This window comes from Phycisphaerales bacterium, from assembly GCA_035627955.1.
Lineage (GTDB): Bacteria > Planctomycetota > Phycisphaerae > Phycisphaerales > UBA1924 > JAEYTB01.
This window is the reverse complement of the sequence record DASPKU010000012.1, coordinates 94,734-120,976: the sequence shown is the minus strand read 5'-3', so window position 1 is coordinate 120,976 and position 26,243 is coordinate 94,734. Positions and strand designations below refer to the sequence as shown.

19 protein-coding genes are annotated in these 26,243 nt (G+C 70.0%); 1 reads left to right on the top strand and 18 read right to left on the bottom strand.

Features of this window, described 5'->3' with window-relative positions; translation table 11 throughout:
• Window positions 1–705 precede the first annotated feature (705 nt).
• Both VD997_10280 and VD997_10275 read right to left on the bottom strand, forming a co-directional pair.
• Window positions 706–4,095 carry a serine/threonine-protein kinase gene (locus VD997_10280; protein HYE62374.1) on the bottom strand — a complete coding sequence of 1,130 codons (3,390 nt, stop codon included), beginning with the start codon at window positions 4,093–4,095 and terminating at the stop codon, window positions 706–708.
• Window positions 4,092–4,676: a sigma-70 family RNA polymerase sigma factor gene (locus VD997_10275; GenBank protein HYE62373.1), complete on the bottom strand. Its 585-nt coding sequence runs from the start codon at window positions 4,674–4,676 to the stop codon at window positions 4,092–4,094. Before VD997_10275 ends, VD997_10280 begins: the two co-directional genes overlap by 4 nt.
• A 210-nt stretch (window positions 4,677–4,886) precedes the next feature.
• Between VD997_10275 and VD997_10270 the strand changes: the two genes are divergently transcribed.
• Window positions 4,887–6,683 carry an FG-GAP repeat protein gene (locus tag VD997_10270; protein HYE62372.1) on the top strand — a complete coding sequence of 599 codons (1,797 nt, stop codon included), beginning with the start codon at window positions 4,887–4,889 and terminating at the stop codon, window positions 6,681–6,683.
• A gap of 120 nt (window positions 6,684–6,803) precedes the next feature.
• On the opposite strand, the gene VD997_10265 is transcribed toward VD997_10270, so the two are convergent.
• The 16 genes from VD997_10265 to queC all read right to left on the bottom strand — a co-directional run bounded on the left by VD997_10265 (window position 6,804) and on the right by queC (window position 26,154).
• On the bottom strand, window positions 6,804–7,859 hold the full coding sequence (locus VD997_10265) for a PilT/PilU family type 4a pilus ATPase (GenBank protein ID HYE62371.1): 1,056 nt from the start codon (window positions 7,857–7,859) through the stop codon (window positions 6,804–6,806).
• Window positions 7,856–8,659 carry a tetratricopeptide repeat protein gene (locus VD997_10260; protein HYE62370.1) on the bottom strand — a complete coding sequence of 268 codons (804 nt, stop codon included), beginning with the start codon at window positions 8,657–8,659 and terminating at the stop codon, window positions 7,856–7,858. Before VD997_10260 ends, VD997_10265 begins: the two co-directional genes overlap by 4 nt.
• Window positions 8,656–9,696: a hypothetical protein gene (locus tag VD997_10255; protein ID HYE62369.1), complete on the bottom strand. Its 1,041-nt coding sequence runs from the start codon at window positions 9,694–9,696 to the stop codon at window positions 8,656–8,658. Before VD997_10255 ends, VD997_10260 begins: the two co-directional genes overlap by 4 nt.
• A gap of 27 nt (window positions 9,697–9,723) precedes the next feature.
• Window positions 9,724–9,933, bottom strand: a complete 210-nt coding sequence (locus VD997_10250) for a DUF2997 domain-containing protein (GenBank protein ID HYE62368.1) — start codon at window positions 9,931–9,933, stop codon at window positions 9,724–9,726.
• A gap of 1 nt (window position 9,934) precedes the next feature.
• Entirely contained in the window at window positions 9,935–10,390 is a 456-nt protein-coding gene (locus tag VD997_10245; protein ID HYE62367.1) for a DUF1257 domain-containing protein, read from the bottom strand.
• 12 nt (window positions 10,391–10,402) lie between these two features.
• On the bottom strand, window positions 10,403–12,094 hold the full coding sequence (locus VD997_10240) for an AAA family ATPase (protein ID HYE62366.1): 1,692 nt from the start codon (window positions 12,092–12,094) through the stop codon (window positions 10,403–10,405).
• Window positions 12,091–12,324 carry a hypothetical protein gene (locus VD997_10235; protein ID HYE62365.1) on the bottom strand — a complete coding sequence of 78 codons (234 nt, stop codon included), beginning with the start codon at window positions 12,322–12,324 and terminating at the stop codon, window positions 12,091–12,093. The genes VD997_10240 and VD997_10235 overlap by 4 nt, the downstream gene beginning before the upstream one ends.
• Before the next feature lie 33 nt (window positions 12,325–12,357).
• Window positions 12,358–13,155, bottom strand: coding sequence for a radical SAM protein (locus VD997_10230; protein HYE62364.1), 798 nt, complete (start codon window positions 13,153–13,155; stop codon window positions 12,358–12,360).
• A 169-nt stretch (window positions 13,156–13,324) separates the two neighbouring features.
• Entirely contained in the window at window positions 13,325–16,807 is a 3,483-nt protein-coding gene (locus VD997_10225; protein ID HYE62363.1) for a hypothetical protein, read from the bottom strand.
• 23 nt (window positions 16,808–16,830) lie between these two features.
• On the bottom strand, window positions 16,831–17,244 hold the full coding sequence (locus VD997_10220) for a biopolymer transporter ExbD (protein ID HYE62362.1): 414 nt from the start codon (window positions 17,242–17,244) through the stop codon (window positions 16,831–16,833).
• Between the two features lie 11 nt (window positions 17,245–17,255).
• Window positions 17,256–18,026, bottom strand: a complete 771-nt coding sequence (locus tag VD997_10215) for a MotA/TolQ/ExbB proton channel family protein (GenBank protein HYE62361.1) — start codon at window positions 18,024–18,026, stop codon at window positions 17,256–17,258.
• Between the two features lie 39 nt (window positions 18,027–18,065).
• A complete protein-coding gene (locus tag VD997_10210; GenBank protein ID HYE62360.1) occupies window positions 18,066–21,257 on the bottom strand; it encodes a tetratricopeptide repeat protein in 3,192 nt (1,063 codons plus the stop codon).
• Window positions 21,258–21,494: 237 nt separating this feature from the next.
• Complete coding sequence (locus tag VD997_10205; protein HYE62359.1) at window positions 21,495–23,903, bottom strand: M56 family metallopeptidase; 2,409 nt, start codon at window positions 23,901–23,903, stop codon at window positions 21,495–21,497.
• A 42-nt stretch (window positions 23,904–23,945) separates the two neighbouring features.
• On the bottom strand, window positions 23,946–24,338 hold the full coding sequence (locus VD997_10200) for a BlaI/MecI/CopY family transcriptional regulator (GenBank protein ID HYE62358.1): 393 nt from the start codon (window positions 24,336–24,338) through the stop codon (window positions 23,946–23,948).
• A 254-nt stretch (window positions 24,339–24,592) separates the two neighbouring features.
• On the bottom strand, window positions 24,593–25,393 hold the full coding sequence (locus tag VD997_10195) for a 7-carboxy-7-deazaguanine synthase QueE (GenBank protein ID HYE62357.1): 801 nt from the start codon (window positions 25,391–25,393) through the stop codon (window positions 24,593–24,595).
• Window positions 25,390–26,154, bottom strand: a complete 765-nt coding sequence (queC, locus tag VD997_10190) for a 7-cyano-7-deazaguanine synthase QueC (protein ID HYE62356.1) — start codon at window positions 26,152–26,154, stop codon at window positions 25,390–25,392. Before queC ends, VD997_10195 begins: the two co-directional genes overlap by 4 nt.
• Window positions 26,155–26,243: the final 89 nt, after the last annotated feature.

Here is a 26,243-nt window from a genome sequence, read left to right as displayed (position 1 = left end):
CGGCGAGGCCGGAGCGGACCGGCTGCGTCAGGGGTGGACGGTCGGGGCCGAGCTTCGCCTTCGAGTGGAAGTCCTCGATGAGGTCAATCGCGTCCTCCCCCTGAACCCAGCCGAGCCTCAGGGCACGCCGGATGAGCCGACAGTCACTTCGCGCGTGGGCAGGATCCACGAGGAGTGTGTCGAACCGCTTCCTTGACTCATGGCTGCGCAGTTTCTGCTCGTCATCACACATACACTGCCTCCTAAATACCGACGCAGCGCCGGGCTGCTCAGCGAAACCTCCTCAGGGGGAGGGGGGCATGCGCCTCTAGGGGTGGGTAGACCACGCCATCACGCCCAAGACAGCGTTGTCGAACCGGGTGCTCGGGTGACAGGAACCTCACCGGGGGCCGTTTGCTCCCGCGGCTCCGGCCAGTCCCAGGATGGCCGTGCGGATCAGTTGAGGGAGCTTCGGCCAAGCCGCCGTCACAGCCTCAAGCCCGGGATCAGCCGGTTGCTCACTGAGTGCGCCGGATTTTGCGCCGCCATCCTCCCGAAGCTTTGATTTCGCCAGTGGTTTCCGACTCTGTTCGGACCCCATCGGGGTCACTTGACGATCGATTGGCTCGCCCTGCACAGAGTTGCAGGGCGTTGTTTCTTTTGGCACAGGTCCGCAGCCCACCCAGCACTTGCGGTGCTGCGTGTGAGTCGGTGCGCGACAGGCGATCAGCGTGACCCTTGCGTGGCCTGCTGCTCGAGCTCCTGCCGCCATGCGTCTCTGTTCCCCTCAATGTGCTGGCGGTAGTGCTGCAGGTTCAGCAGGCGGACCTGCCCGTCCTGGCCCGTGCAGAGCAGGTACGTCCCATCGGGCGAGAAGCGGACCCGGGATACCTGGGTGCGGCCGCGGCGGAGGGTCGCGAGTTGGCGGCCGGTTGACACTTCCCACAGGTGGACGTCGCCATCCAGGCCGCCGCTGGCCAGGAGGGTGCCGTCGGGGCTGAACGCAACGGTGAGCACGCGCTCGCGGTGGCCGGAGATCGTGGCGGTCACCGCGAGCGTGTCGGTGCGGCGGAGGATGATGTCGCGGCCGCTGCCTGGGTGTGCGATGGTGTCGCCGTCGCGGGCGACGGCGACATCGGTGGTAAAGCTCTCCGCGGCGGCACTGCGGACGACGGTGCCGGTGTTCAGGTCCCACACCGCCAGCGCCTGCGGCCCGCCCACCGCCACGATCTCGCGCGCTCCCGATGTTGAGGGCAGGGCCGCGGCGGCGCCGTAGTTGCCGCCGCTGGATGTGAGGCGCCTGGTGGTGCCGGCCGCGAGATTGTAGAGCACCGCACCGCCCATGCCCTCGGCGAAGAGGTACTCGGCACGGGCGTCGAAGCAGAGCACCGGGGCGCGGTCAGGCCCGTCGAAGGCCGCGAGCTGCGTCGGGCTGGGGCTGGTAGTGGGGGTCAGCGCAGCCGCGTCGTAGATGGTGACGCGGCCGCTGCTGGCGATGGTGGCCAGGCGGCTGCCATCGGGGCTGAACGCCGCGGCGCGGAGGTTTGTGAGAGCGGGGTCGAAGCGGTCGGCGCGAACGCCATTTGGCAGCGCCCATAGGCCGATGCTGGGCCTGGCCCCCTGGCAGACGGTGATGATGGATTGACCGTCGGGGCTGAACTCGGCGCCGGTGATCCAGCCGCTCTCCGCCGCGGTCCAGACCTGCTCGCCCGAGCGCCGGCGCGTCTCCCACAGGCGCGCGAGGCCGGTGGGCTCGATGACGATCATCGAATCACCCGACGGCGCGAGAGCCCCGTGCAGCATCACCTGCTCGCTGCGGTTGAAGCTCGTGGTGGGCTTCATGGCAGCCCCGTCCCAGAGCTCGAGCTGGGCGCCCACAACGAGCAGCTTTGTTCCATCGGCGCTGAGGGAGAGGCGGTTGGCGTGCGTGGCCGTGCCCTGTGGGAAGGGCTGCGTCTCCCAGGTCGCTGTGTCGATCCTGATCAGAGCGCCGGGGGTGGCGGCAAGCAGGAATGCCCCATCGGGCGTGAAGGCCAGACCGTTGGGGCGGTCTTCGATGGTCAGGCTGTGGAGCGGCGTCCCGTCGGGGTTCCACACCTGCACGAGCTTGTGGAAGCAGGAGGCCGCGATGAGGCCCGAGCGGGAGACCGCAATGTCACGGATGGCCCCGGGCTGCGAGGGGAACAAGAGCGTGCGCCCCGCGCTGCCTGGTGCAGAGACATCGTGCAGGCGGACGGTGCCCGCGAGGTCTCCGCTCACGATTGAGCGCCCGTCCGCCGTGAACTTGAGCGACTGCACGCGTGCCTCGGGGTACGACCAGCGGGCAAGGTGTTCGCCGTCCTGAACGCGCACGATGGAGAGCCCGCCTTCCTGCGTCGCGGCCGCGAGCAGGGCGCCGTCAGGGGACACGGCGGTGGCGCTGATCACGCCGTCGGCGACCTTGAGCTCTGCGACCCTGGTAGCGAGGTCAGGCGTGTAGAAAGCGACGACGCCGCGGGCGTGCGCGAGGGCGACGGTCTGGCCGTCGGGGAAGTACAGCGGCTTCACAAGGTGCGAGACATTGCGGATGGTGCGTCGGATGGGCGCGGCGGAGTAGACCTCCACCAAAGCCCAGTAAGCAGCGCGGGACTCAGGGTGCTTGATGTACTCGCCCCAGATCAGCTCCTCCGCGCCCAAGGTGTTGCCCAGCATCGCGAGCAGCCGGCCGCGGTCGATGGTGCTGAGGGAGAGCTGATGGGCGAGCTCCTCCGCGGACGCCGCGGCGGCCTCGCGGTGACGCTCGGCCGTGCGCTGCGCGGCTTCGGCGGTCGACTGTGCGACCTGAGCCTCGGCTCGGAGGCCCATCTCGCGCTCGGCGCGGGCGCGGTCGCGGTGGGCCTGCCAGGAGGCGTACACCGCGAAGGCGACGACGAGGATGAGGAGAGCTCCGGCGGAGGCGGCGGCGACACGGTGCCGTCCGATCTGCTTGCGCAGGACATAGAGGGCCGAATCCTGCTTGGCGGCGATGGGCTCGCCCGCCAGGTAGCGATTGAGGTCCTCGGCGAGCTCGGCCGCCGACTGGTAGCGGCGGGCCTTGTCCTTGTCCATCGCTTTGGCGACGATCGTCTCGATGTCGCCGCGGAAGACGCGGCTGACGGCGCTCAGGCGGGCGGGCGACTCGTCGCGGATGATGCGGGCCGCCTCGGGTATCGAGCGGCTGGCAAGGTCCAGCGGGAGACGGCCGGTGAGGAGCTGGTAGAGGATCACGCCAAGGGCGTAGACATCGCTACGCGTGTCCACTTCGCGCGGGTCGGCAAGGACCTGCTCCGGGCTCATGTACGGCAGCGTGCCAATGAGCTGGCCGATCCCCGTCTGCATGGTGGTAACGCGGAGGTCGGCGTCCGCGGCGCGCGCGACGCCGAAGTCCAGGACTTTGGGCTGACCGGCGCGGTCCACCAGGATGTTCGCGGGCTTGAGGTCGCGGTGGATGACGCCGCGCTGGTGGGCGTGGTGCACGGCCTCGCACACGCGGGCCAGCAGCGCCAACCGTGCGCGTGTGTCGAGCGCGTGCTCGCGGGCGTGCTGGTGCAGAGGCAGGCCGTCGATGAACTCCATGGCGATGTAGGCAAGATTGCCGCCGCGCCCGGGCTCCACCCCTTCGCCGGTGAGTGGCGCGGAGCCGGCCTCGAAGATATTGGCGATCCCGGGGTGCTGAAGGCGGCCGAGCATCTCGGCCTCGTGCTCGAAACGGCGGAGCAGCGAGGGCGTGGTGTAGCCGCGCCGGATGACCTTCAGCGCGACGGTGCGGCTGGGCCGCTCCTGCCGGGCCACGTAGACGACGCCCATCCCGCCCTCGCCCAGGAGCCGCTCGATCGTGTACTCGCCCACGCGCGTGCCCGGCCCCAGCGTTTCCCCCGCATCATGCTGGGGCGCGAACGTATTGAGGCCGTCGCTGAGGGGGACAGGGTCGTTGAGGAACTCGCCCGCGCCGTCGTGGAACTTGAGAAGCGCCTCTACCTCGGAGCGGAGGGCGGGGTCGTCCGCACAGCGTTCCTCAAGCAGCGCGGCGCGAGTCTTGGGGCCGCCGTCGGCCAGCTCCAGGAAAAGCGCCTCCGCCCGTCGCGGGTCATGGCTCACGTCGCGGGCTCCGCGGCCCCGCTCATGGTGCGGAGCAGCCAGGCGCGGGCGAATGTCCACTCGTTGCGGACGGTGGCGCTGGAGAGGCCCATGGCCGCGGCCGTTTCGTCCACGCCTAAACCGGCGAAGTAGCGGAGCATGACCACCTCGCACTTGCGGGGGTCGTAGCGCTGCAGCTTGTCAAGGGCCTCGTCGAGCGCGAGGAGGTCTGTGCCGGTGGGCTCTTCCCGCATGGGCTCGTCGCCCAGCTCGACGCGGGCGCGATCGCCGCCCCGCTTGATGCGTCCGCGGGCCCGCGCCCGCTCGACCAAGATCCGCCGCATGGCCATGGCCGCGGCCCCGAAGAAGTGCCCGCGTGAATCCCAGCCAAGGTCCTGGCCTCCCAGCAGTCGGATGTAAGCCTCGTGCACGAGGGCGGTGGGCTGCAGAGTCTGGGCGGCGCTCTCACGGGCCATGTAGGAGCGGGCGAGCTTGCGGAGCTCCTCGTACACGAGGGGGAGCAGCTCAGCCGAAGCACGCGAATCCCCGCCGCTGATCGCGTTGAGGAGCTGCGTGACCTCATGGGGGGCGGGGGTGGTCATGAGTGGCGGCGTTGAGTCTACCACCGGAGGGGCCAGCGGCAGGTGGCTCGTGAACCGCGCAAGTGCCGGTTTTTATGGAGGTTAGTGACGTAGCGAAAAAAAGTCGCTGATTCGTTAGCGCGCTCCGAGGGGTGCGTCGCATTGCCCTGCGAGCCGGCACCGCAGTAGGCCGCCGGCACGATCAACCCACGTTTCTCAGGAGATTCGACCATGAACCGCACGTTCACCTGGACCGCCATCACTGCCGCCACGCTCGCGCTCGCCGCCGGGACCGCCCGGGCCCAGTGCGACAGCCTGGACGTCATTACCCCCAGCGACCCGGAGCTCAATCAGAACTTCGGCAACAAAATCGCGACCTTCGGCACCACGATGGTGGTGGGGGCGTACGCCGATGACGGGGCCGCGGGCGCCAATCAGGGCGCGGTGTACGTGCACACCCGCACGGGCCGGTTCTGGACGCAGGCGCAGAAGCTGACGGCCGGCGGCAACGCGCAGATGAACGACTACTTCGGCAAGGCGGTCGACCTTGACGGCACCACCATCGTCGTGGGCGCGCCCGGCCACACCGTGCAGGGGCACGCCGGGGCCGGCATGGTGTTCGTGTTCAACTACACGCAGGCGGCGGGCTGGAACTACGCCTTCGGCTTCCCCAACCCCGACCCCGCGGCCAACGAGAACTTCGGCGCCGACGTCGCCGTCCACGGCGACCACATGATGATCGGCGCTCCCGGCGATGACGAGGCGGGCGTGGACGCGGGCGCGATCTACTTCTACCGCAAGGTAAACGGCAACTGGCAGTTCGTGGACCGCCTCGCCAACAGCAACCACACCTGGGCCGGGATGCGCGCGGGCGAGATCATCGACCTCCATGGCAACACGGCCATCGCCGGCTTCCCCAGCGCCTTCAGCTATGGGCACGCGGACAACGGCGCGGTGTGCGTGTGGCGGCGGCAGGCCAACGGCCACTGGACGCGCGAGTCGGTGATCATGCGGAACGACTCCCGGATGGGCACCGAGGTCGCGGCCGGGCCCAACATCATCGCGTGGTCCTCGGGCGTGAGCGGCACGGGGTGGGTGGAATCCATGCGCAACAACACGCCCGACGACGTGTCGATCGAGTGGGGCGATGAGCCCAACTCGCTGCAGTACCACGTCTACGACAACGACCCCAACGACCAGCCCGAGCACTTTGGCGCCTCGCTGTGGATCGGGGCCAACAACGACCTCTTGGTGGGCGCGACGGGCGGGCGCACGCGGGCGTACCTGTTCCCCAACGCCGCGTGGCAGGCGACGCGCCGGGTCGCGACCATCCCGGGAGCGCCGAGCCTGGGCGCTTCCGTAGCCATGGCGGGCACCACCATGCTCGTCGCCGAGCCCACCTACGCCAACGGGGCCCTGACCAGCGCCGGCGGCGTCCGCACCTACAACGAGGTGTCGCCGCTCAACGGCGCGGACCGCTGTGCCGACGCGGTGGCGATCACGCCCGGCACCTACACCGGCTGCACGGCGAGCGCGTCGGGCGACGTCAAGTACATCTGCACCAACACGCCCACGCAGTTCTCGGCGGATGTGTACTACCTCATCGAGGCGGAAAGCACGGGCCTCATGACGCTGGACACCGCCGGGTCCAACTTCGATACCGTGCTGGCCGTGTACAACGGGTGCGAGGGGGCCATGCTGGAGTGCAACGACGACGCCCCCGGGCTGAACTACCAGTCGCGCGTCACCCTGCTGCTCAACAAGGGCCAGACCTACGCGGTGCGGATCGCGGGCTACAACGGCGCGATCGGGCAGTTCCAGCTGAACGTGGACCAGGAGTGCGGCACGGCCGACTTCAACTGGGACGGGGACACTGGCACCGACCAGGACATCGAGGCGTTCTTCGCCTGCCTGGGTGGCAACTGCTGCCCCACCTGCGGCAGCGCCGACTTCAACGGCGATGGTGACTACGGCACCGACCAGGACATCGAGGCCTTCTTCCGTGTGCTGGGCGGCGGGGCCTGCTGAGAGCCCTTCATCTCCGATGGCGAACGAGAAAAGGCCCCGCGCACGAGCGCGGGGCCTTCGTCGCTTCGCAGAGCTACGGCACGGCCCGGACAGTCCGCGCATAGAGCGGGAGGGTCCGTCTCAGCTGCTGGCAGCCTTCTTGATGTTCTCAGGATGACGTGCCGCCCCCAAGGTGGTGTCGTAGCTGATCTCGCCACGCTGGTAGAGCTCAAGGAGGGCATTGTCCATGGTCACCATGCCGTGCCTCGCACCGGCCTGGATCTCGCTGTACAGCTTGTGGCCTGCGTTCTCGCGGATGTGGTTGCGCACGGCGGGCGTGGCGATGAGCAGCTCGCACGCGAGCACCTGCCCCTTCCCCACCGCCCGCGGCAGGAGCTGCTGCGCCACCACTCCCTGCAAGGAGTTGGCCAGCATGTACAGCACCTCCGACTGCTCCCCCTCAGGGAACGCCGAGACCAGCCGCTGCACCACGTCCACGGCGCCCGGGGTGTGCAGCGTGGCGATCACCAGGTGGCCTGTCTCCGCGGCCATGAGGGCCGTGTAGATCGTGTCGCGGTCGCGCATTTCGCCAACGCCGATGACATCAGGGTCCTGCCGCAGCACGTGCCGCAGGGCCGAGGTGAAGCTGGTCACGTCCGTGAGCATCTCCTGCTGCACCACGATCGAGCGCTTGAACGCGTGCACGTACTCCACCGGGTCTTCAATGGTGATGATCTTGGCGGCACGCTCGGCGTTGATGAGGTCGAGCATGTAGTGGAAGGTGGTGGTCTTGCCCACGCCCGTGGGGCCGGTGAGCAGCACGAGGCCGTGGGACTTGCGGGCGAGGTCGTCAACGATGGCGGGAAGCCGCAGCTCCTGGCGGGTGCGGACCACCGGCTCGCTCATTCGGACGGCGAGCTCGTACTGGCCGTTGCGCTTGTAGACGGTGACGCGGGCGCGCCCGACCTCGGGCACGACCACCGAGACGCACACGCCCCACTCCTTGTCCAGCCGCTCGCGCTGGGCGGGCGTCATCGCGTCCTCGAGCATTCCCGAGATCTGCTCGGCCGTGACCGCCCCGCCGCGGGAGGCCACGATGTCCCCCGAAATGCGGAACATGGGCGGGAAGCCGACGAGGATGTGGGCGTCGCTGGCCTTGTGCTCGCGGGCGGAGATGATGATCGTCTTGAGCTTCATCGCTTGAACAAACCCCCGATGCGCCCGGTGAGCCGCTGGGTGAGCGAGCGCGAACGCAGCGCCCGCAGAGCATCCCGCGCCTGTGTGAGCGAGGGGCACAGGTCCAGCGCCCGCTGATAGCTCGTGGCGGCCTGGTCCGCCCAGCCCACCAGCTGCTGCGCGCCCCCGAGCACGTACCAGCAGTAGCCATGGTCCGCACGCAGGCCCACCGCGGCCCTTGCCATGTCCATCGCCAGCACGCCGCGCTTGTGGAAGAGGTACGTGCGCGCCACGATCACGCGGTCAAACCAGTCCGCGTTGGGCTCGGTCAGGGCCTTCTCGAAGCAGTCGCGGGCGCGGGCGGCGTTCTGCGGCAGCAGCACCTCGCCCCGCACCACCCACCGCAGCGGGGAAGAACCCGAGCTCTGCACCGCCGCGTCGATGCACGCCATGGCGGCGGAGTGGTCGCGCTGGCGGGCGGACGCCCGCGCCTTGGCCGCGAGAAGGTCGCCGTTGTTGCGGAAGAGCTCCAGGGCCTTGTCGGCCCACAGGCGTGCCTCGGGGTACTCGCCCAACTCCACCAGCATCTGCACCTGCCCCACCCACGCTGCCACCAGCGACTGGTTCTTCCCGAGCGCCTTCGTGTACATCTGCAGGGCCAGCTCAAACCGGCCATGCCGGTAGGCGTCATCCGCGAGTTGCATGTCGGTGCTGCTGGTGCGGACGGTGTTGCCCAGCTGCGCGGGGTCGAGCGCCTGCTGCGGAGGCTCAAGGGCTGTCTCGCGCGCCTCGACCTCCAGCCGCGAGAAGCGTCCGTTCATGGGGCCTCTCCTTCGACTTGTGCGCTGCTGTCGGGAACCGGCCCAAAGTCCAGGCCGTCGCCTACGCGCCACACCACGCGCCCGAGCACATCGCCCGAGGGAACGTGGCTCATCCGCTCGATCACCGGCGTGAGCACGCCCCCGAACTGCCCCTGCCCCGGTGCGTTCAGGAGCGAGGGCACGATGATGTAGTCGTCAGGCCCGGCCGTCAGTTCGGTGCGGCCCGGCCAGAACGACATGGGTGTGTAAGGCTGCAGCACGCCATTGACGTGCACCTCGCGCCCGTGCACCACAACCGTGTCGCCGGGCAATCCCAGGACGCGGTCGAAGAGCAGCCCTTCTTGCAGGATCACGCCCGAACTCCACCCCTGACGTACGCGGTACACGACAAAGTCGCCGCGCTCGTAGGTGGTCTGCAGCCAGGGGCCCGTATGGATAAGCAGGTCGTCTTGCTTGATCCCGCCCGCGGCCCGTACCCCGACCACCGGCACCGCGCCGACGAGGCGCGTGGCCATCCAATACGCCGGCCCGTACAGCACACCGCACAGCACCAGGTACACACCCAGCCCGACGAACGCCCGGAAGCCGACAGTCTCGTGCTGCAGCGTCTGCGAGAGCAGCGTGCACACGGCCGCGCAGTGCAGGCCCACCGCGGAGGTGGCGCACACGAACGCGAAACTCGTGCCGTAGTTCAGCAGGCACGCCACCAGCAGCGCCAGCCACACGAGGAAGATGGCCAGGCCCGTACGCCGCCGGCCGATGATCACATGCCCAAGGCCGGGCACGATCGAGCACACAGCCGCACCCCACGAGACATCCGCGTCGATGCGGATCGGCGAGCCCTCGCGCACCCGCCGCAGCGCATCGCGCAGCCGGAACCCAAGCACATCCGCCGATGCACTCGCCGCCCGCAGTGCCGCCGGCCCGTGCGCCCGTGGCGGCACCACCGCCACACCGGAGAAGTCCAGCAGGCTCTGGCACCGCACGCAGCTCCGCGTGCCGGGCGTGTTCTGGAATGTGCAGCTGGGGCATTCCATCGCGCGTCGCTTCCGTCCTCAACCGGCTCATCCCGAGGTGTGCGTGTGGTCCTGCGTGTCGTACCGCACATCGCCGCCGCCGTAGTACTCGCCGGTCAATGTGCGGCTCTCCTCGTGCCCGACGATCTGCTTGACCATATCGGAGAGCTCGAGGCACTTGGAGCCCGAGACGCCGTGCACCTTGACGGTCACCTTGCCGTCCTTGCCAATGGTGATGTCGAACTGCGGCTTCTTCATGTCAGCTCCCGGCCGAGACACGGACGTGGATCGAGTGATCCCCCGAGACCTCCTCGGACTGCACCTTGAATCCGCGGGCCTTCAGTTCGGTCATGAGCTTGTGGTACGCGAACTGCTGCACGATGCGCCCGGAGACTTCCTCGCCGATGGCGCGGAGCTGCGACTTCGAGAGACCCTTGCCGCTGGCGCACACCGTGCACCGCCCCCGGGCGTCAACGCCGACCTCGATGGTGGTCCCGTGACGCTGGATACTGATCTTCTCGCCGCGTGCCATCAGCTCGGCGAGCACCTGGCTGTTGGCCACCTCGGTGGTTACCGACTGGTCCGGGTCAGCGGACACCGGGACCGAGGAAGCAGCCACGCTGAACCCCATGGCGCTCGCGGCCCCGAATACCGCGGATGCGATCGCCGGCCAGGAACCGATCACCACCGGTGTCAGAATGCACACTGTGCTCATCGGGCACCCCTTTCAGACTTCCAGCTTGCGGCGGACCACCGCCGGCTGCGCCTCGGCCGACGGCATGGTGGCGAAACGCGCCCGCCCCGACGCCCACTCGCGCAGCGCGTCGATCCGCTCGCTCATGGTGCGCGACAGCGGCACCGTCTCACGGATGCTGTTCAGCAGGTCCTCGGTCGTGAGCGGCGTGCCCTTGTAGAACACGTCGTACAGCGCGCTGATGATCGCCTGCTCGATCTCGGCCCCGCTGAACCCGCGCGAGGCCTCGATCAGCGTGCCCAGGTCGAACGACCCCGGGCTGCGCTTGCGGCGGGTGAGGTGGATCTCGAAGATCGCCCGCCGCTCCGCCTCGTTGGGTAGGTCCACGAAGAAGATCTCATCCAGGCGTCCCTTGCGCAGAAGCTCCGGCGGCAGCTGCGAGATGTCGTTGGCCGTGGCCAGCACGAACACCGGCGCCTGCTTCTCGTTCAGCCACGTCAGGAACGTGCTCATCACGCGGGCGGTGGTGCCGCCGTCGGTGCGCCCCGAGCTGCTCGACCCCGCGAACGCCTTGTCGATCTCGTCCACCCACAGCACCGCCGGGGCGATGCTCTCCGCCACCTGGATCGCCCGCCGCACGTTCTGCTCCGAGGACCCCACCAGGCTCGAGAACATCCGGCCCACGTCAAACCGCAGCAGCGGCATGTCCCACGCGCGGCTCACGGCCTTGGCGCACAGGCTCTTGCCGCACCCCTGCACGCCAACCAGCAGCACGCCCTTCGGCGCCGGGAGCCCGAACACCCGCGCCTCCTCGGTAAACGCCCGCGAGCGCCGATCGAGCCACTCCTTCAGCTGGTCCAGCCCACCGACCTCCTTGAGGTCGGCCGTGGACTCGTAGTACTCCAGCAGCCCGCTCTTCCGCACGATCTGCTGCTTCTCCGAGAACACCGTGGACACGTCGCTTGCGTCCAGCGAGCCGTCCTTGACGATGGTCTTGGCGAAGACGTTCTCCGCCTCCTGCAGCGTGAGCCCGCCCGCGGCCCGCACCAGGGCCTCACGCCCCTTGTCGTCCAGGTTGATCGTCACGCTGGTGTTGTCCGCCACGTCCTTCGCGATGCGGTCCAGCAGCGCCGACAGGTCCTCCGGCGTGGGCAGCGGGTAGTCCAGCACCGTAACGTCCTTCTCCAACTCCGGCGCCAGCTCCATCAGCGGCGAGCAGATCACCATCGTCTTGTAGCTGTCCGACAGCGCCTGCGCCACCTCCCGCACCTTTCGGATCGTCGGCACGTTGCACGGCGGCGCCGGCGCCCGCAGCAGCGGGTTGAGGTCCTTGAACAGGTAGATCGCGGGCTCTTTCTGCTCGATGATCGCCGTCATCGCCTCGATCGGGTCCGTCGGTCCCTTCCCCCGCGGCGATCCGGGCTCGGACACCTTCTGCAGCCCACTGGTGACCGACCACGTGTACAGCGCCTTGTTCCTTCTCGCGGCGATCCGCTGCAGGTGCTGCTCCACCCGCGCCTCCTCCCACGAGACCACGTAGATCACCGGGTACCGCGCCCGGATCAGCACATCGAGCTCATCCGCGCCCTGTCCGCTCCCCGTCGCGCCCGCCGCGGCAGCAACCGTCGGCGCCGGCGGTCGGGCGTGCTTCACCATCTGCGCCTTCGCGCCGTTCGCCCCCGCGCCATTCGGCAGCGCCCCGTTCGGCAGGTTCATACGCGTCATGGTGACTCCTGAGCATCCCGCCCAGCTTCGTGGCCCGCGAACGCCTCCGCCGCGTGCAGTCGCCGCGTCAGCTCCGCGTCCGTCGGACACAGGGCCGCCGCGACCGGCAGCAGGTCGGCCGTCAAGTCGTGGAAGTACAGCCGCCCGTCGGCCCCGATCCGGATCGACAGCGTCAGCCCCGCCCCGGCCTCATCGCTGCCGTCGCTGCGGTGCAGTGGTTGAACGCTCACGGATGCGCCTCCTGCGTCTGCGGACCGGCAGCCCTAGCCGCCCGGGGCCAGCGCGAGCGCGGCCGCCAGCCGCTCCGCCTTCTCGCGCTCTTCCTGAGTCAGACACCGCCCGAGTTCATCTGTACGGCGGGCCGCTTGCCACGCCGGCACATACCCGGTCATCAGGGTGAAGGCCGCCGCCGGCAGGTGCCCGCACATCCACGCGGCCACCGGGTTCAGGCAGCACTCCAGGTGGCCGGGCATGACCAGATGCCTTACAACCACCCGCGTACGGGCGGAGGCCAGCAGCAGGTTCCGCGTGACCACCTCGACGTACCGGTCCATTCCCGCGATGCTCTTCGCGCACGCATCAGTGCCGAACTTGAAGTCGGCGATGTAGAGGTCAACGACCCCGTCCAGCAGGTCGATCACCTCGGGGCTCATGTACATGTTGGTGTTCAGGGCCAGCGGCAGCGGCTCGTGCCCCGCCTCCGCATTCTCGGCCGCGATTTCAAGGATCGTGTGCAGGTGCAGGCTGGGCTCGCCCCCCAGCAGGTTGATCGTCTTGGCCCCACGCCCGACCACCCGCCGGAAGTCCGCGGCCGCTTCCCCGGGCTCGAGGCGCGACCCCAGATCAGGCACAAAGCAGTGGGGGGCCTGCACGCAGAAGCGGCAGCGGAAGTTGCACCCGCCCAGGTACACCATGTAGCTGGGGATGAGCTCCAGCTCCTCCGCGTAACTCACGTGCCGCTTGAAGCAGTACGTCTGATCGTTCAGGTGGCAAGGAGCGGGCTGACCGGCCGTGCGGTCGATCCCGCACCGCTTCTCGCACATCGTGCACGCGCGGAGCATGTGCCGGGCCCTGACGGCTCGCTCGCGGAGTTCAGATGCAGGCAGCCCGAGTGGCACGGCGGCGCTCCGTGTGTGACGGAGTGTTGTACCAGCCGCGTCCATCCCCGGTTGCCGCGATCTGCCGATTGCCGCTGATGAGTGAGCGGCCCCACGCCATGCCCCGAACCCCTCACCTCGCCGCGTACCGGTAGTACACCTCCAGGCTCAGCGTGCACACCGCCGTCTGGTACACCCGCCCACCCATCCGCGACCAGCGGTCCGTCGGGTCCCAGCTGCCCTTAAGCGGGCCGTCCTTCTCCTGATTCGCCAGCAGCTCGCGGACCAGCTGATCGTTCCACTGCTTCCACGCGTCGCCCTGATGCTGGAAGAGCGACAGGGTCGCGTAGTACCAGTAGTACGTCGGCGCCCCCTCGCCCCACTTCGGCGGACTCGCGAGGATGAACCGCGCCGAGTCCTCCATCAGCGGCTCCGCGCGATTCCGCCCGAGCAGCTGCTGCACGAACATCGCCTCGGCGGTCATCGCCGCGCTGGCGCCCTGCCCCCGCGCGTACGCGTACCGGCCCGGCGAAGCAGGGTCCGCAACCTGCCCCAGCCAGCCGCGGGCCGCCTCGAAAGTCCCCTGCGGCACCGTGAACCCGGCCCGCCGTGCGCTCTCCACCGTGAACACCAGCCAGCCAATGACCGACGTATCGCGCTCCGCCGCGGGCCCGCCCTTGTTCGCTCGTGCGAGCACGAACTCCACCGCCCGGCGAGCCGGCTCCGCGAGCGCCGGGTCGCGAGTCATCGCGAATGCCTCGCACAGCGCCACGGCCGCGACCGTCTGGCCGTACATCGTCTCGCCCGCGCGGAGATCGCCGTCCGCTGTCTGCCGCTTGACGAGCCAGGCGAGGGCGCGCGAAACCGGCTCGCGGTACGGGCCTTCCTGCTGGTGCGTGTGGCCGGCGCCGAGGTAGCACAGGAGAACGAGGCCCGTCATGGCCGCGTCGGCCTTGAACTCCGCCTCCCCCGAGCAGCCGCTGCACTCCTTGTCAAAGTGCTGGGCACTCCAGTACCCCTCGCGTGACTGGTGCCGCAGGAACCACTCCAGCGCGAGCCCCACGGCCTTCTCGGTCTCCGCACTCCCGCCCATCTTCTGGAGCAACTCGGAACGCGATTCGGGAGCGCGCTGCGCGAAGGTCTCCAGCGGCACGGGAATCCCAACCGGGATCAGCGGCTCACGCGTTAGCGGGAGCGACGACCCGACCGCTGAGACCGATTGCGTCGCGGCGCTCGGGAGCGAGTCGATGGTGGGCGGCGCGACGGCGAGAGGCGTGCCGGCGGCCGTGGCGCTCGTGCTCCCGGCGGCTCGGCCGTGGTTGATCATCACCGGCGCCGAGGTCGATGCACTGTCACCCGCGGCCACTGCCGCCGGTGCAAACGAGGGTGCCGGCGACTCGGACTTCGCGGGTTCACTGCCACTCCCGCGCCGCGCCACGGGCGCGGCCACGCTCGGCAGCGCGGCCGCGACCTCTCCGCCAGAAGCCTGCGGCACACTCCCGACCGCGGCGCTTCCCGGAATGGCGGCAGCACTCGGCATGTCCCGGTCGCCACCCGCGTTCGGCACAACGGCGAGCCGCCCCCCATCAGTGCCACGAACGCCCCCGCCGATCCCCGGCAACGGCACGATAACTGCATCCGCGCCAACAGCCGGAGCAACGACGGGCGCGACCTCCGCCTGTGCTCCGCCTGGCAACCAGACCTCCGCGCCCGTGCTCGCCGCCTCCGCGACGGCGCGCCTGCGCGGTGCTGCCGGGAGCGCAGCATCCGAATCGCCATCAACCTTCAACGAAGGTGCTGCGATGGTGGTCGGGGCCGCCGGACCGCCGGTCCTCTCAGAGGACGCCGCCGTCACATTCCAGCCCTGTATCGGCGCGCCGGTGGTCTCCCACCGGCGTATCGCGGACAACGCCACCCGCACCTGCGTCGCCTCGGTTAAGGCACTCACCACGGGCCGTGCGGCAGCACCAATGTCCGCATCGACGGAACCACCCGCGACCTCCGCGCGCGGTGCCGCGGGCCCGGCCCCGACCGGCGCCGGCGCGTGAACCTCCGGCAGACCCTCAGGCCCGGACCTCGCCCCCATCCCGACGCTCACTGGCTCGGCCGACGGCAGATCCACCCGCACCTGCGGCGCGCCCGCTCCGATCTCCAGCGGCGGCAACTCGGTCTCCCGCACCGCCCCCTCAATGGCCGACACCAGCAAGGCCGCAGGCATGGACGGCACCTCCGGCAGCAGCGCCGCATCACCCGTGCTCCCCGCACGCACCTGCGACGCGATCCCCCCCGCGGCCCCGCTGCCCGACGACAGCACCACACGCACGCCGTCCCCGCCCTCCTGCATCAGGTCGATCACTCCCGACCCCACCTTCCACACCGTGAACGCCGACGCGATCCCCGCGTGCACGAGCAGCGACAGCAGCAGGCACTGCGCCAGCAGGCTCAGCCTCGCAAAACGCGACCGCCACCGCGCTTCCCGCAGCAGCCGCGCAAGCACCACCAGCGGGATGAGCGCGAGCAGGAGCAGCAGCAGCCACGGCCACATCTCCCGCAGCAGAGCCAGCACCCGGCTCTCCTCCCGCTCTATCTCCCTGTACACCTCACGTGAGGTCGTCGTCCACAGCGCGTATCGGCCTACATCCGACACAACGGCCGCGCCCCCGCCCTGGTCAATCACACGGTCCGAGCTGAACGTCAACCGGAACCCATCCGAGCTCAGCGCCGGGTCGAGGTCATTCGACGGCGAATTGATGCTCTGCCCCAGGTTCTCGATCAGCCGCAGCCGCCCCTCGGGGATCAGCCGCGTGCGGTACACATCGAAACCGCCGTGCCCGCCCGCGCGGTCCGACGCAAAGTACAGGAAGTCCCCCGCCGGGCTCACCGACGGCGCGCCTTCGTCTGCCGCGGTGTTGACCTCAACGACCGCCCGCGCACCCGACGACCCGTCGACATCCGCCCGGTACAGGTCGTAGTCATGCCTGGTGCGGTGCTCACGCACCGTCGCTGTCCACGCCTCCCCGCTCGGCGCCGGCTCTCCCTCCCGCGGCCTGTTCGAGCTGAAGTACAGGCGCTCCCCGTCCGGCGTCAGCGCAGGCCCGTACTCGTTGAAACGCGAGTTGACCTGCGCCCCCAAGTTCGTCGCGGTCCCCCAACCGTCATCGATCCGTTGCGACACCCACAGGTCATACCCGCCCAGCCCTCCCGCGCGGTCGGAATAGAAGTAAAGCGAACGCCCATCGCGCGACAGCTCCGGCCCCAGCTCGTCCTTCGGCGTGTTGATCGACGCGATCGGCTCAGGCTCGCCCCAGCCGCCGGGCGTCCACCGCGCCGTGTACAGGTCCGCGTTCGCCCCGGGACGGTTGCGCACGAACACCACCACCGTCCCATCCGCGCTGTACCGCGGCTCGTACTCGTCCGCGCTCGCCGCCTCCGCCCGCAGCGGCGTCGCCGGCTTCCAGAGCACCTCGCGCACGACCGTCGTCTCCGCCCGCGAGCGGATCGCGCCGCCATCGGTCAATACCGCCCGCTCATCCGGACGCACGGCCAGCGCCAGCAGCACCACCGCCACAACAACCCCGGCCACGACTGCCAGCGTCCTCTTGCTCGGCCGCCTCATGACACCCTCCTCAGCACATCAACTCAGTTCAGCGGGATGGTCTCGAGGTACGGCTGCTGCACGCCCGCGCCCTTGCACGTGTCCAGGACCGCCGCGATGCTCGCGTAAGAGGCAGTCCGGTCGCCACGCACGCTCACCTTCTGCTCGGGGTTCGCCTGCACCGCCGTCCGCACTAACGCCGCCAGGTCACCCGCCGTCATCCGCTTGCCCGCGACCTCGATCCCGCCATCCGCGTGCACGTTGATAATGATCTCCCGCATCGACATGGAGATTGGCCCCGAGTGGGCCGCGTGCGGCAGCGCGACGCTCATCTCCCGCTCCGCCTGGGCCATGCTCGTGGCCAGCAGGAAGAAAATCAGCAGGTTGAACAGCACGTCCACCATCGGGACGAAGTCGATGTGCAGGTCCGCCCCCGCGCCCTTGTGCTTGATCAGCATGACACTCTCCCTCAGGACGCCGCCCCCGCCAACTCACGCCCGCCCACTGCCACGACTTCCGCTGCCACCTGTTCCCGCACCACACCCGGCGCCTCTTCACCCGCCGAAGACGAGTCCGCCTCCAGCCACAGCGTCGCCGCGCTGTCCAGCGCCGCCGCCGCCGCGTCGATCCGCCCCATGATGATGTGGAAGAACAGCAGCGTCGGGATCGCGATAAACAGCCCGCCCGCCGTGGCCGTCCACGCCTCGTGGATGCCCTGCGCCAGCCGCTCGGTCTTGCCCAATGAATCCCCCGACGCCGCGATCGTCGTGAACGTGCGGATCATCCCCAGCACGGTGCCCAGGAGCCCCAGCATCGTCGCCACCTGCGGCAGCGACGACAGCACCCGCATGCGGTGCCGCAGCTTCCGCACCTCGCGCTCGCCCGCCTCGCTCACCGCGTTTTCCTGCGCCTCGCGTCCCTGCTCGCGCGTGCGCACCGCCGCCAGGATCACCGCCGCCAGTGGGCTCGGGTCACTCTGGCACCGCGCCACCGCCTCCCTTGGCCGGTGCCGCAGCGAAGTGAGCGATTCCAGCAGCCCCCGCGGCACCACCCGCGCCCGGCGCGTCACGATCAGCCGCTCGACGATAATCGTCATCGCAACCAGCGAGCACGCCGCGAGCGGCACCATGAACCACCCGCCGCGCACGATCATGTCCCACACCGTCGACACGAACGAGCCGTCGGCCGGCGCACCCTGCCCGAGCACCAGCCCCGCACCACCTACGCCCTGCATGAACATGGGAACTCCCTTGCGAAAGGTTCACCTTCCGACCCGGCCTCACCGCCCTCGCGACACGTCCCCGGGCGCCGCGGCAGTGGGGGAGCCACGCCCCGGCACCGGTGCCGGGGCTCCTGCCTTTGCCGCCGCCTTCGCCCGCTCCTGCGCCAGCTTCGCCCACTTCGACTCCGGGAAACGCGTGATCAGGTCCTCGTACTGCCGCGCGGCGTCGTCACCCCGCCCGCTCTCCTCCAGGCACCGACCCGCTTCGTACAGCGCCGCCGCGCTCCACTCGGGGTACGCGTACAGCACGTCGGCTTTGAGGAACTCCGCTACCGCCGCGTCGTGCTTCTTCTGGGCGTACAGGCACTCGCCGATCTGGAACTGCGCCCGCGCCGCCGTGGGCCCGTCATGACGCGCGACCACGTCCCGGTAGGCCTCGAGCGCGCTCTCGTGCCGCCCCTGGTTCTCGCGGGCCCAGCCCTGCCCGAACCGCGCCTGGTACCACAGCGGGGAGTCCGACGCCCTGTCGAGGAACGCCGTGAACGCCTGCTCGCTCTTCACCCACTCCTGGCACGCGGCCCACGCATCACCCAGCCGCAGCTGCGCGCTCGCACGCACCTCGGTGTTCTCGCAAGCCGCCCCGAGCGCGAGCTCCTCGGCCGCCTCACGCCCCAGCCCTGAACCCAGCAGCGCCTCGCCGCGCACCAGCCGCGCGTGGCCCAGGAGTGCGGAGTTGGGATAGGACTTCGCGAACGACGCCAGCGCATCCGCAGCCTGCTTCGGCTTGCCGCCCCGCAGCAGGCACGAGCCCCGGAGGTAAGTCGCCCGCTCGCTAATGACAGCCGCATCGGCGGCTCCCAGCGAGGCCGCCGCCCCGAGACAGCGGTCCAGCAGCGCCACCGCCTCATCGAACCGCCCCGCCTGTGCCTCCACCTGCGCGAGATCAAGCCGTGCGTAGCACGCCAGCCGCGCCGGCCCATCCTTTTCCAGCGCCCGCAGCACTTCGACGGATTCGTTCTCGCGTGACAGCGAACGCAGCGCGAGCGCCAGCTCATACCGCGCGCTCGCCTTTGTCTCCGCATCGAGCGCCGCATCCTTAACGCTGGCTCCCAGCGCCTCCGCCGCCTCCTCGTGCTGCCCCAAACGATTCAAAGCAATCGCCCGCAGGGCCCGCGCCTTCACCGCGTCGGTTGAACCGACCTCAGCAACTCCCGAGAGAGCCCGCAAGGCCTCCTGGTACTTGCCCGCAGCCAAGTATGCCGAGCCGAGTGCGAGCCCTGTTCCATCGGCGGCCCCGCCATCAAGCCCCGACAGAAGCTCCGCCGCGTCTTCGTGCCGCCCCTGCTTCGACGCGATCGTGGCCAGGTGCCGCGCCGCATGCTCCTTGAGCGGCTCCGGGGCACCACCCTCGCGCACAGCCTCAAACGCCTGCCGCGCCTCATCCAGCTTCCCAAGCTGCAGCAGGCACTGCCCGCGCTCGAACCGCGCCCGCTGCCCCTGCTCCGAGCTCCCGTCCTCCGCGATCACGCGGTCCAGCAGCGGCACCGCCTCCGCGAACCGCCCCTGCCGCTCGACACAAATCGCCTGCCTCAGCGCGGCCTCCAGCTTGTCGGAAGCGTCGCCGCTCTCGGCCGCGAGCCGCGCGAACCACGCTTCCGCCCCCTTCCAATCGCTCTTCGCGAACAGGTGATCAGCAACCGCACCGACCGCCGCCCGCCGGAGCCCCGCATCCTGCCCTTCGCCATCCGCCAGCGCTTTCGTCAGCTCCGCCGCCGCTTCAGCCCCCCGCTCCAGCTGAACCAGCGACAGCACCCGCCGCGCCGCCCCCCGCCAAACGTGCGCACTCTTCGGGTGCGCCCGCACCAGCTCGCCGTACGCCCTGAGCGCCCCCTCGTGATCACCCCGCGCAAAGGCGTTCTCCGCCACAAGCAGCTGGACGGTCTCGCTCGCTCTCCGCTCCGCATGCCGCGACGCCAACTCCCCGATCAGCCGCTCCGATTCGTCGAGCTCCCCGGCCCTGTGCGCAGCCCACGCGTGCGCCACCAAAGCTTCCGCCGCGAGCGCATGCGAGCCGAACCGCCCGCGCCACTCGCCCCATGCCTCCAGCGCTGCGACGCCCTCTCCCGCCATTGACAACGCCGCGGCCCGCTCGAACAGCATCTCCGGCACCAGCACGCTCTTCGGATACCGCTCCGCCGCGCCCTCAAAGTTCGCCGCGGCCTCCGCATGCTTGCCCTGCTTCGCCTGGCACTTGGCCGCCCAGAACGCCGCCTCCGCCTGAACACTCACATCAGCCGCGCCCCGGGCCTCCCGGAACACCCGGGCAGCGCCCGCTGCATCACCCTTGCTGTACAGCAGCTTCCCGCGCTCCAGCGTCCACCAGTCGCGCAGGCCCGCCGGCACGCCCGCCTTCTCCGCGTCCGCGAGTGATGCCTCCGCCCGCGCGAGGTCCCCCTGCGAGCGAGCCACCGACGCGAGCCCGATTAGCGCCTCCACCCGCACCTGGTCCTTCGCGCCCGCCGCAGCCTCATACAGCTTCAGCGCCGCGCCCAACTCCCCCAGCTGCTGCCGGCACCGCGCCTCCACCAGCGCGGCGTGCAGCCCGTACTCCCCCTTCGGGAATGCCGCCCGCAGCTTCGCCGCACGGTCCGCGGCCGCCTTCGACTGTCCACCCGCGCTCTCTGCCATCGTCGCGAAGAGCTCGGCCCGCTCACGCACCGCGCTCCCCGGCCACTGGCGAGAGACCTGCGCCAGCACCTCCGCGGCCTCCGCGTGCTCCCCCGTGCGGTACAGCGTCTCCCCGAGCAGCGCCGTCGCGACGTCCAGCTGCTTGAACTGCGGGTGCTCCTTCAGCACCCCCCGGAGCACATCGACCGCCCCGCCCTGCTCACCCCCTGCGAGGTGGCACTGCGCCAGCAGCAGCTTCGCATCCGCCGCGAACTCAAAGCCCTCCACGCCCGCCGCGAGCTTGAGGTACGGCAACGCCTCCGCGTGCTTCCCCAGCCGCGTCAAACAGATGCCCAGCGAGTACCGCGCATTGGTCGCCTGCGCGCCATCAGGGTGCTCCTCCAGGTACCGGCGGAACTCCGCGCTCGCGAGGTCGCTCAGGCCCTTATTCAGCAGCCCGATGCCCGCGCGGTACGACTGCTCCCCCTGCGGCTGTGCGCTCGCGAAGCTGCGCACGCTGCCGCACGCCAAAACCGCCGTCGCAACAACAACCCGGATGGTCCGCGCGCTTCCGTATGCCATGAAACAACCTCCAACAACGCGTCGCACCGGAGCGTTCGACAGTTCCGAACCCGCTCCGATTCCGTCTCCGCGCCCCCGCGCCCTCCGCGAGAGACCTGCCTTGAGAGACCTGCCTTCAATGAGCGCGCAGGGCCACCGTGGGAACAAGGGGTGTGTACTCCACGCCGGTGGCCCTGCGTTTCTCGCTCAAGCCGAGCCCGGGCGGTCAGGCCGGGGCTCGACGAATCTCAATCAGTCTCACCGGCTCGCCGTCTGCTTCGGGCTCTCGCACGTCGTCTCGCAGGCGCGCTCGGTCTTCTGGCAGGGGCTGCCGCACACGCCCCCTCCCGTTGTGCTCGAAGCCGGCGAGACCATCCCCGGCGAGGCCGGGCGACGCGACGGCCGCTGGTCCTCACGCCCGCCCTCCAGCTTCTCGGCCCGCTTCTCAAGCTCGCGGATCTGCGCCTGCAGCGCCTGGATCCGCTCACGCAGCTCCTGGTTGCCCTCCCGCGCGGCATCCACGCGCGCACGGTCAGCCTCCAGCTCCACCATCATCCGAGTCCGTGCCTCGCGCTCGGCCTCGAGGTCACGGGTGAGGGCCTGCCCACGGGCCTTCAGAGCCTCCTGCGCCGCCCTGGTCCCGGCCTCCCGCGCCCGCTGCCCCTCGACCTGCGCCAGCCGCTCCGCCAGCACCTTGTTCTGACCGGCAACCCGCGCGGGCGCGGCCACTCGCGACTGCTGCCCGTCGCCATCGACGATCCGCACGAACCGGCCGAACACCGCGTGCTCGTCGTCGTTGCCCCAGATCACCATTCGGTCGCCCTTCATCTCCACCAGGATCGGGACGTCGCTGCGGCTCATCATGCCGTAGAACGCCTGCAGCTTGCCCTGGCTCAACCGGTACTCCCGCGGCTCGCGCGCCTCCTTGAGGGCATCAAGGTCCACCGACACCTCCGCCCGCGGCGCCGCCATGGGCGCTACCGACACGCCCTGCACCGCCTTTGGAGCCTTCGGCGCCTTCGGCGGCTTGGGGGCCTTGGGCGCCCTTGCGGGCGAGCCCTGCCGCGGAAGCTCCGGAGGAGCCGGCGGGGTCGGCGCCACAGCCGCGCCACCGCCGCGCATCGCCTCCAGCGCCGGCGCTTCGCCGAAGAACACCACGCCCGGCTCCGGCGCCCGGGGCGTCACCGCCGTGCGGCTCCGTGCCTGCGCGGCCTGCTCGGCCTTGCTCCTCGCCTTGGCCTCATCCTCGGGCGGGCACGCCAGTCCGGGCATGACGAACGTGCCGGTCGCGACGATCAACGCCGTGACGAACACGCCGAGCATGGACATTCGGGGAGCGGACTTGTGGGTCATCACCATCGTAATTCTCCTTGCCAATCGCTTGGCCGAACCGGAAGCCACCCCTAGCCATGGACCGCGCGACGCCGCGCGGGAGCTCACAAAGGACTTGGTCACCACCAGCGCCGACGCGTACGCCCGACGCTGCGTGGGGAACAGGCTCGTCACCCACGTATCGCAGCTGGCCTCGGCCTCTTCATGCAGCCGCCGCCGCACCCACCACACCACCGGGTGCCACCAGTACAGCGCCCCGATGCCGGCCGTCACCCAGCACAGCAGGTGGTCCCACCGCCGCACGTGCGCCAGCTCGTGCACCAGCACCGCGCGGCGCGAGTCCTCATCGAGGGTCCGCCACAGGCTCGTCGGCAGCACCAGCAGCGGCCGCAGCCCGCACCAGATCATCGGCGACACGGCGGCATTGACGAACACCACCCGCGGCACGCGCGACAGGCCGAGCGCCGCGGCCACCTGCCGAACCAGGCACTGCACCGCTGGACCCGCCGGCGCCGCATCCCGCAGCCAAAGCATTGCCATGAACCGACGCCACAGGCTCAGCACCACGACCAGCACTGCGCCCCCGAACCACACCGCTGGGGGGAGCGGGGGCAGCTCTGCGACCGCGTCGCGAACCTTCAGCAGACGCGCGAGCCAGACCCGCGCCGTCACACCTTCCGTGCTCTGGGACGCGCCGCTCTCACCCGACGCGCGCTTCGAGGTTGATGCCATCGGTGCTGGTGTGACCCGAGAGGAAGCCGCAACGGATAACGCGGGCGCGATCCGCGGCGACGCCGTCCTCACCGGCACTGGACCGACGAACTCAGCGGATTCCGCCAACGTGGACGATTGCGACGCAATACGCGTGTCGGCCGCTCGCTCGTTGGCCAGCAGCCCCGCGCAGAACTCCACCATCGGCATGGCATTCCACAGCGCGGGCACGGGCAGCACCGCGGGAATCCTCGATGCTGCGACGCGTCCCGGGCCGACCTTCTCACCCGCGATCAGTGGGGGAGCGGCGACCTCCGAGACCGGCGAGCTCGCCACCCCGCCCGCCGGCGCAACCACCTCCGCCGCTGCCTGCTCAGAAGCAGCCTCCACCCCCGCCGCCGCCATTACCCGCTCCGAGCTGAACCACTGCGGCCGCCAGATCAGCGACCCCACCGCGGGCGTGATGAACGACGCCAGCACCGCGAACCAAAGCATGTGCCGCGTCGCCGGCCGCACCCGCCGTGCACGGCAGATCAGGGACACCACCACCGCCAGCGGCGTCGCGGCGATCGCCCCCATCCACAGCAGCTCGACCGTCCGTGCGATGGCCTGCTCGAGTCCCATACGCAGCTTCCCACGCTAGCGCCCCACGAGGGGCAGCCCACATCAGTCACGCGAACGCGAATCCAGGTCGTCGATCAGCTTCCGAAGCCGCGCCAGGTCCTCCGGCGTCAGCCGCTCGTTCTCAATCAGCTGCAGCAGCATCGGCGCCGCGGCCCCGTCATACAACTGGTCCAGCAGCGCCCTCACCCGGCTGGCGCTCACGCTCTCCCGCGTGATCTTCGCCCGGTACACGTAGGCCGCGTCCTTCTTGTTGCTCGCCACCGCCCCCTTCTGCTCCAGCCGCTGCAGGAAGGTCATCACGGTGGTGTACGCGACCGTCTTGCCGCGGTTGTGCAGGTGCTCCATAACGTCCCGCACCGTGAGCGGGCCGTGGTCCCACAGCACCCGCATCACCGCGAGCTCTCCCTCACCGAGTTCAACCGGCCGCTTCGCCATGGAGTGGTCCTACTACACCTGTCGTAGGCAGAGTACTACGCGCGTCGTAGGCTGTCAACGGTTAAGTGCGCGGTCGTGACAAATCGCTGCGAGGCGGTGGGGCTTACGACCCTTACCCGAGCCGCCACAGGCCCTTGCGCCGCCGCCCCCGCGCATGAAAACCACCCGCCTCGCGGTGGACCACTCGAAACGTCAACGACAGCACGCGGCATCACCCGTACAGGACGCCGCCGAACACCCGTCCCGTCGCGCTTTCACGTCCCCCGCCGGTTCCCGAACACCTGGATGTGCAGCCGCGGGCAGAACCGCCAGCCCCGCTCGATGCACGCGCTGACCATCCAGCTGGTCCTCTCCTGCGCGGGCACCACCACCCCCTCCGGCATCAGCAGCACGTCATCAGGAGCCCACCCCGTCAGCCGCGCCAGCAGCGCCTCTACCTCATCCAGGTCACCCGGCCCGCTCACGACGAACTTCAGCTGCCGCTGCGGGGATGCGTCGATCAGCCGCTGCAGTACTTGAACATTGATCCGCCGCTCCTCGTGCCGCGCCCGCCACACGCCGCCGGGGTCACGCGCATCACCCTCCGCGGGAGTCGAGTTACTCAGCTTGGGGCTGATGCTCATGAGGTCGCACGCCAGCACCTCGGGCCCATGAAACACCGTCCCCGCCGTCTCCACCGTCACGTGCATGCCCGACGCACGCAACCGGCGCGACAACTCCAGCACGCCCGCGAACAGCATCGGCTCCCCGCCCGTCAGCACCGCGTGCCGCACCCCCGACGCCGCCGCGCCCGTAACCAGCGCGTCCACCGCCACCACCGTCGCCTCTGGCCGCCAGCTCGCGTACGGCGTGTCACACCACGTGCACCGCAGGTTGCACCCGCTCACGCGGATGAAGTGCGACGGCACCCCAGCCAGCTTCCCCTCGCCCTGGATCGACGTGAACGTCTCCGAGATCGGCAGCGCCGCGCCGCTCTCGCCGCCTTCGCCCGCCACCGCACCACTCAGCACGCGCAGCGACCCAACCTTCGCGCCGCTCTCGCCCGCCCCGCTCACAGCCCACCGCCCGCGTACCGCGTCGGATCCTCTACCCCCGCGGCCTCAAACCCACGCCGCCGGATCACACACGATTCGCACCGCCCGCACGCCCGCACTCCACCCCCCTCGCCTGCAACCCCCACGGGGTCATAGCACGAGTGCGTCAGCGCGAAGTCCACACCCAGCCCCGCCCCCATCCTGATGATCTCCGCCTTGCTCTTCCCCGCCAGCGGCGTGCGCACGCTGAACCCCGCGCCCTCCACCCCCGCCCTCGTCCCCAGCCGCGCCGTGCGTGCAAAGCTCTCGATGAACTCCGGCCGGCAGTCCGGGTACCCCGAGTAGTCCACCGCGTTCACCCCGATGAACAGCTCGCCGCTCCCCACCGTCTCCGCGTACGCGGCCGCCAACGACAGAAACACCAGGTTCCGCGCCGGAACATACGTCACCGGGATCGCGCTCCCGCCCTCACCAGCCCCCGGCTCACGCCCCTTCGGCACCTCGATGTCGGCCGTCAGCGCCGAACCGCCGATCGCCCGCAGGTCCAGCGCCACCACCCGGTGCTCCACCGCTCCTAATGCCCGCGCCACCGCGGCCCCCGCGACCAGCTCATGCCGGTGCCGCTGCCCGTAGTCGAACGACAGCGCATGGCACCGGAACCCCTCCCGCCTTGCCACCGCCAGGCACACGGCGCTATCAAGCCCGCCCGACAGCAGCACCACCGCAACCCGCCCCCGCGAATCCGCCGGCTGCTCCTCTGAAGATGTTCCCGTCGCACTCACGACCCATCATAGAAGCCGCTGCTCCCGCTCGAAATCGCGCAAACGAAAGGGGCCCCGCCGACGCGGAGCCCCTCACTCTTCATTTCCAC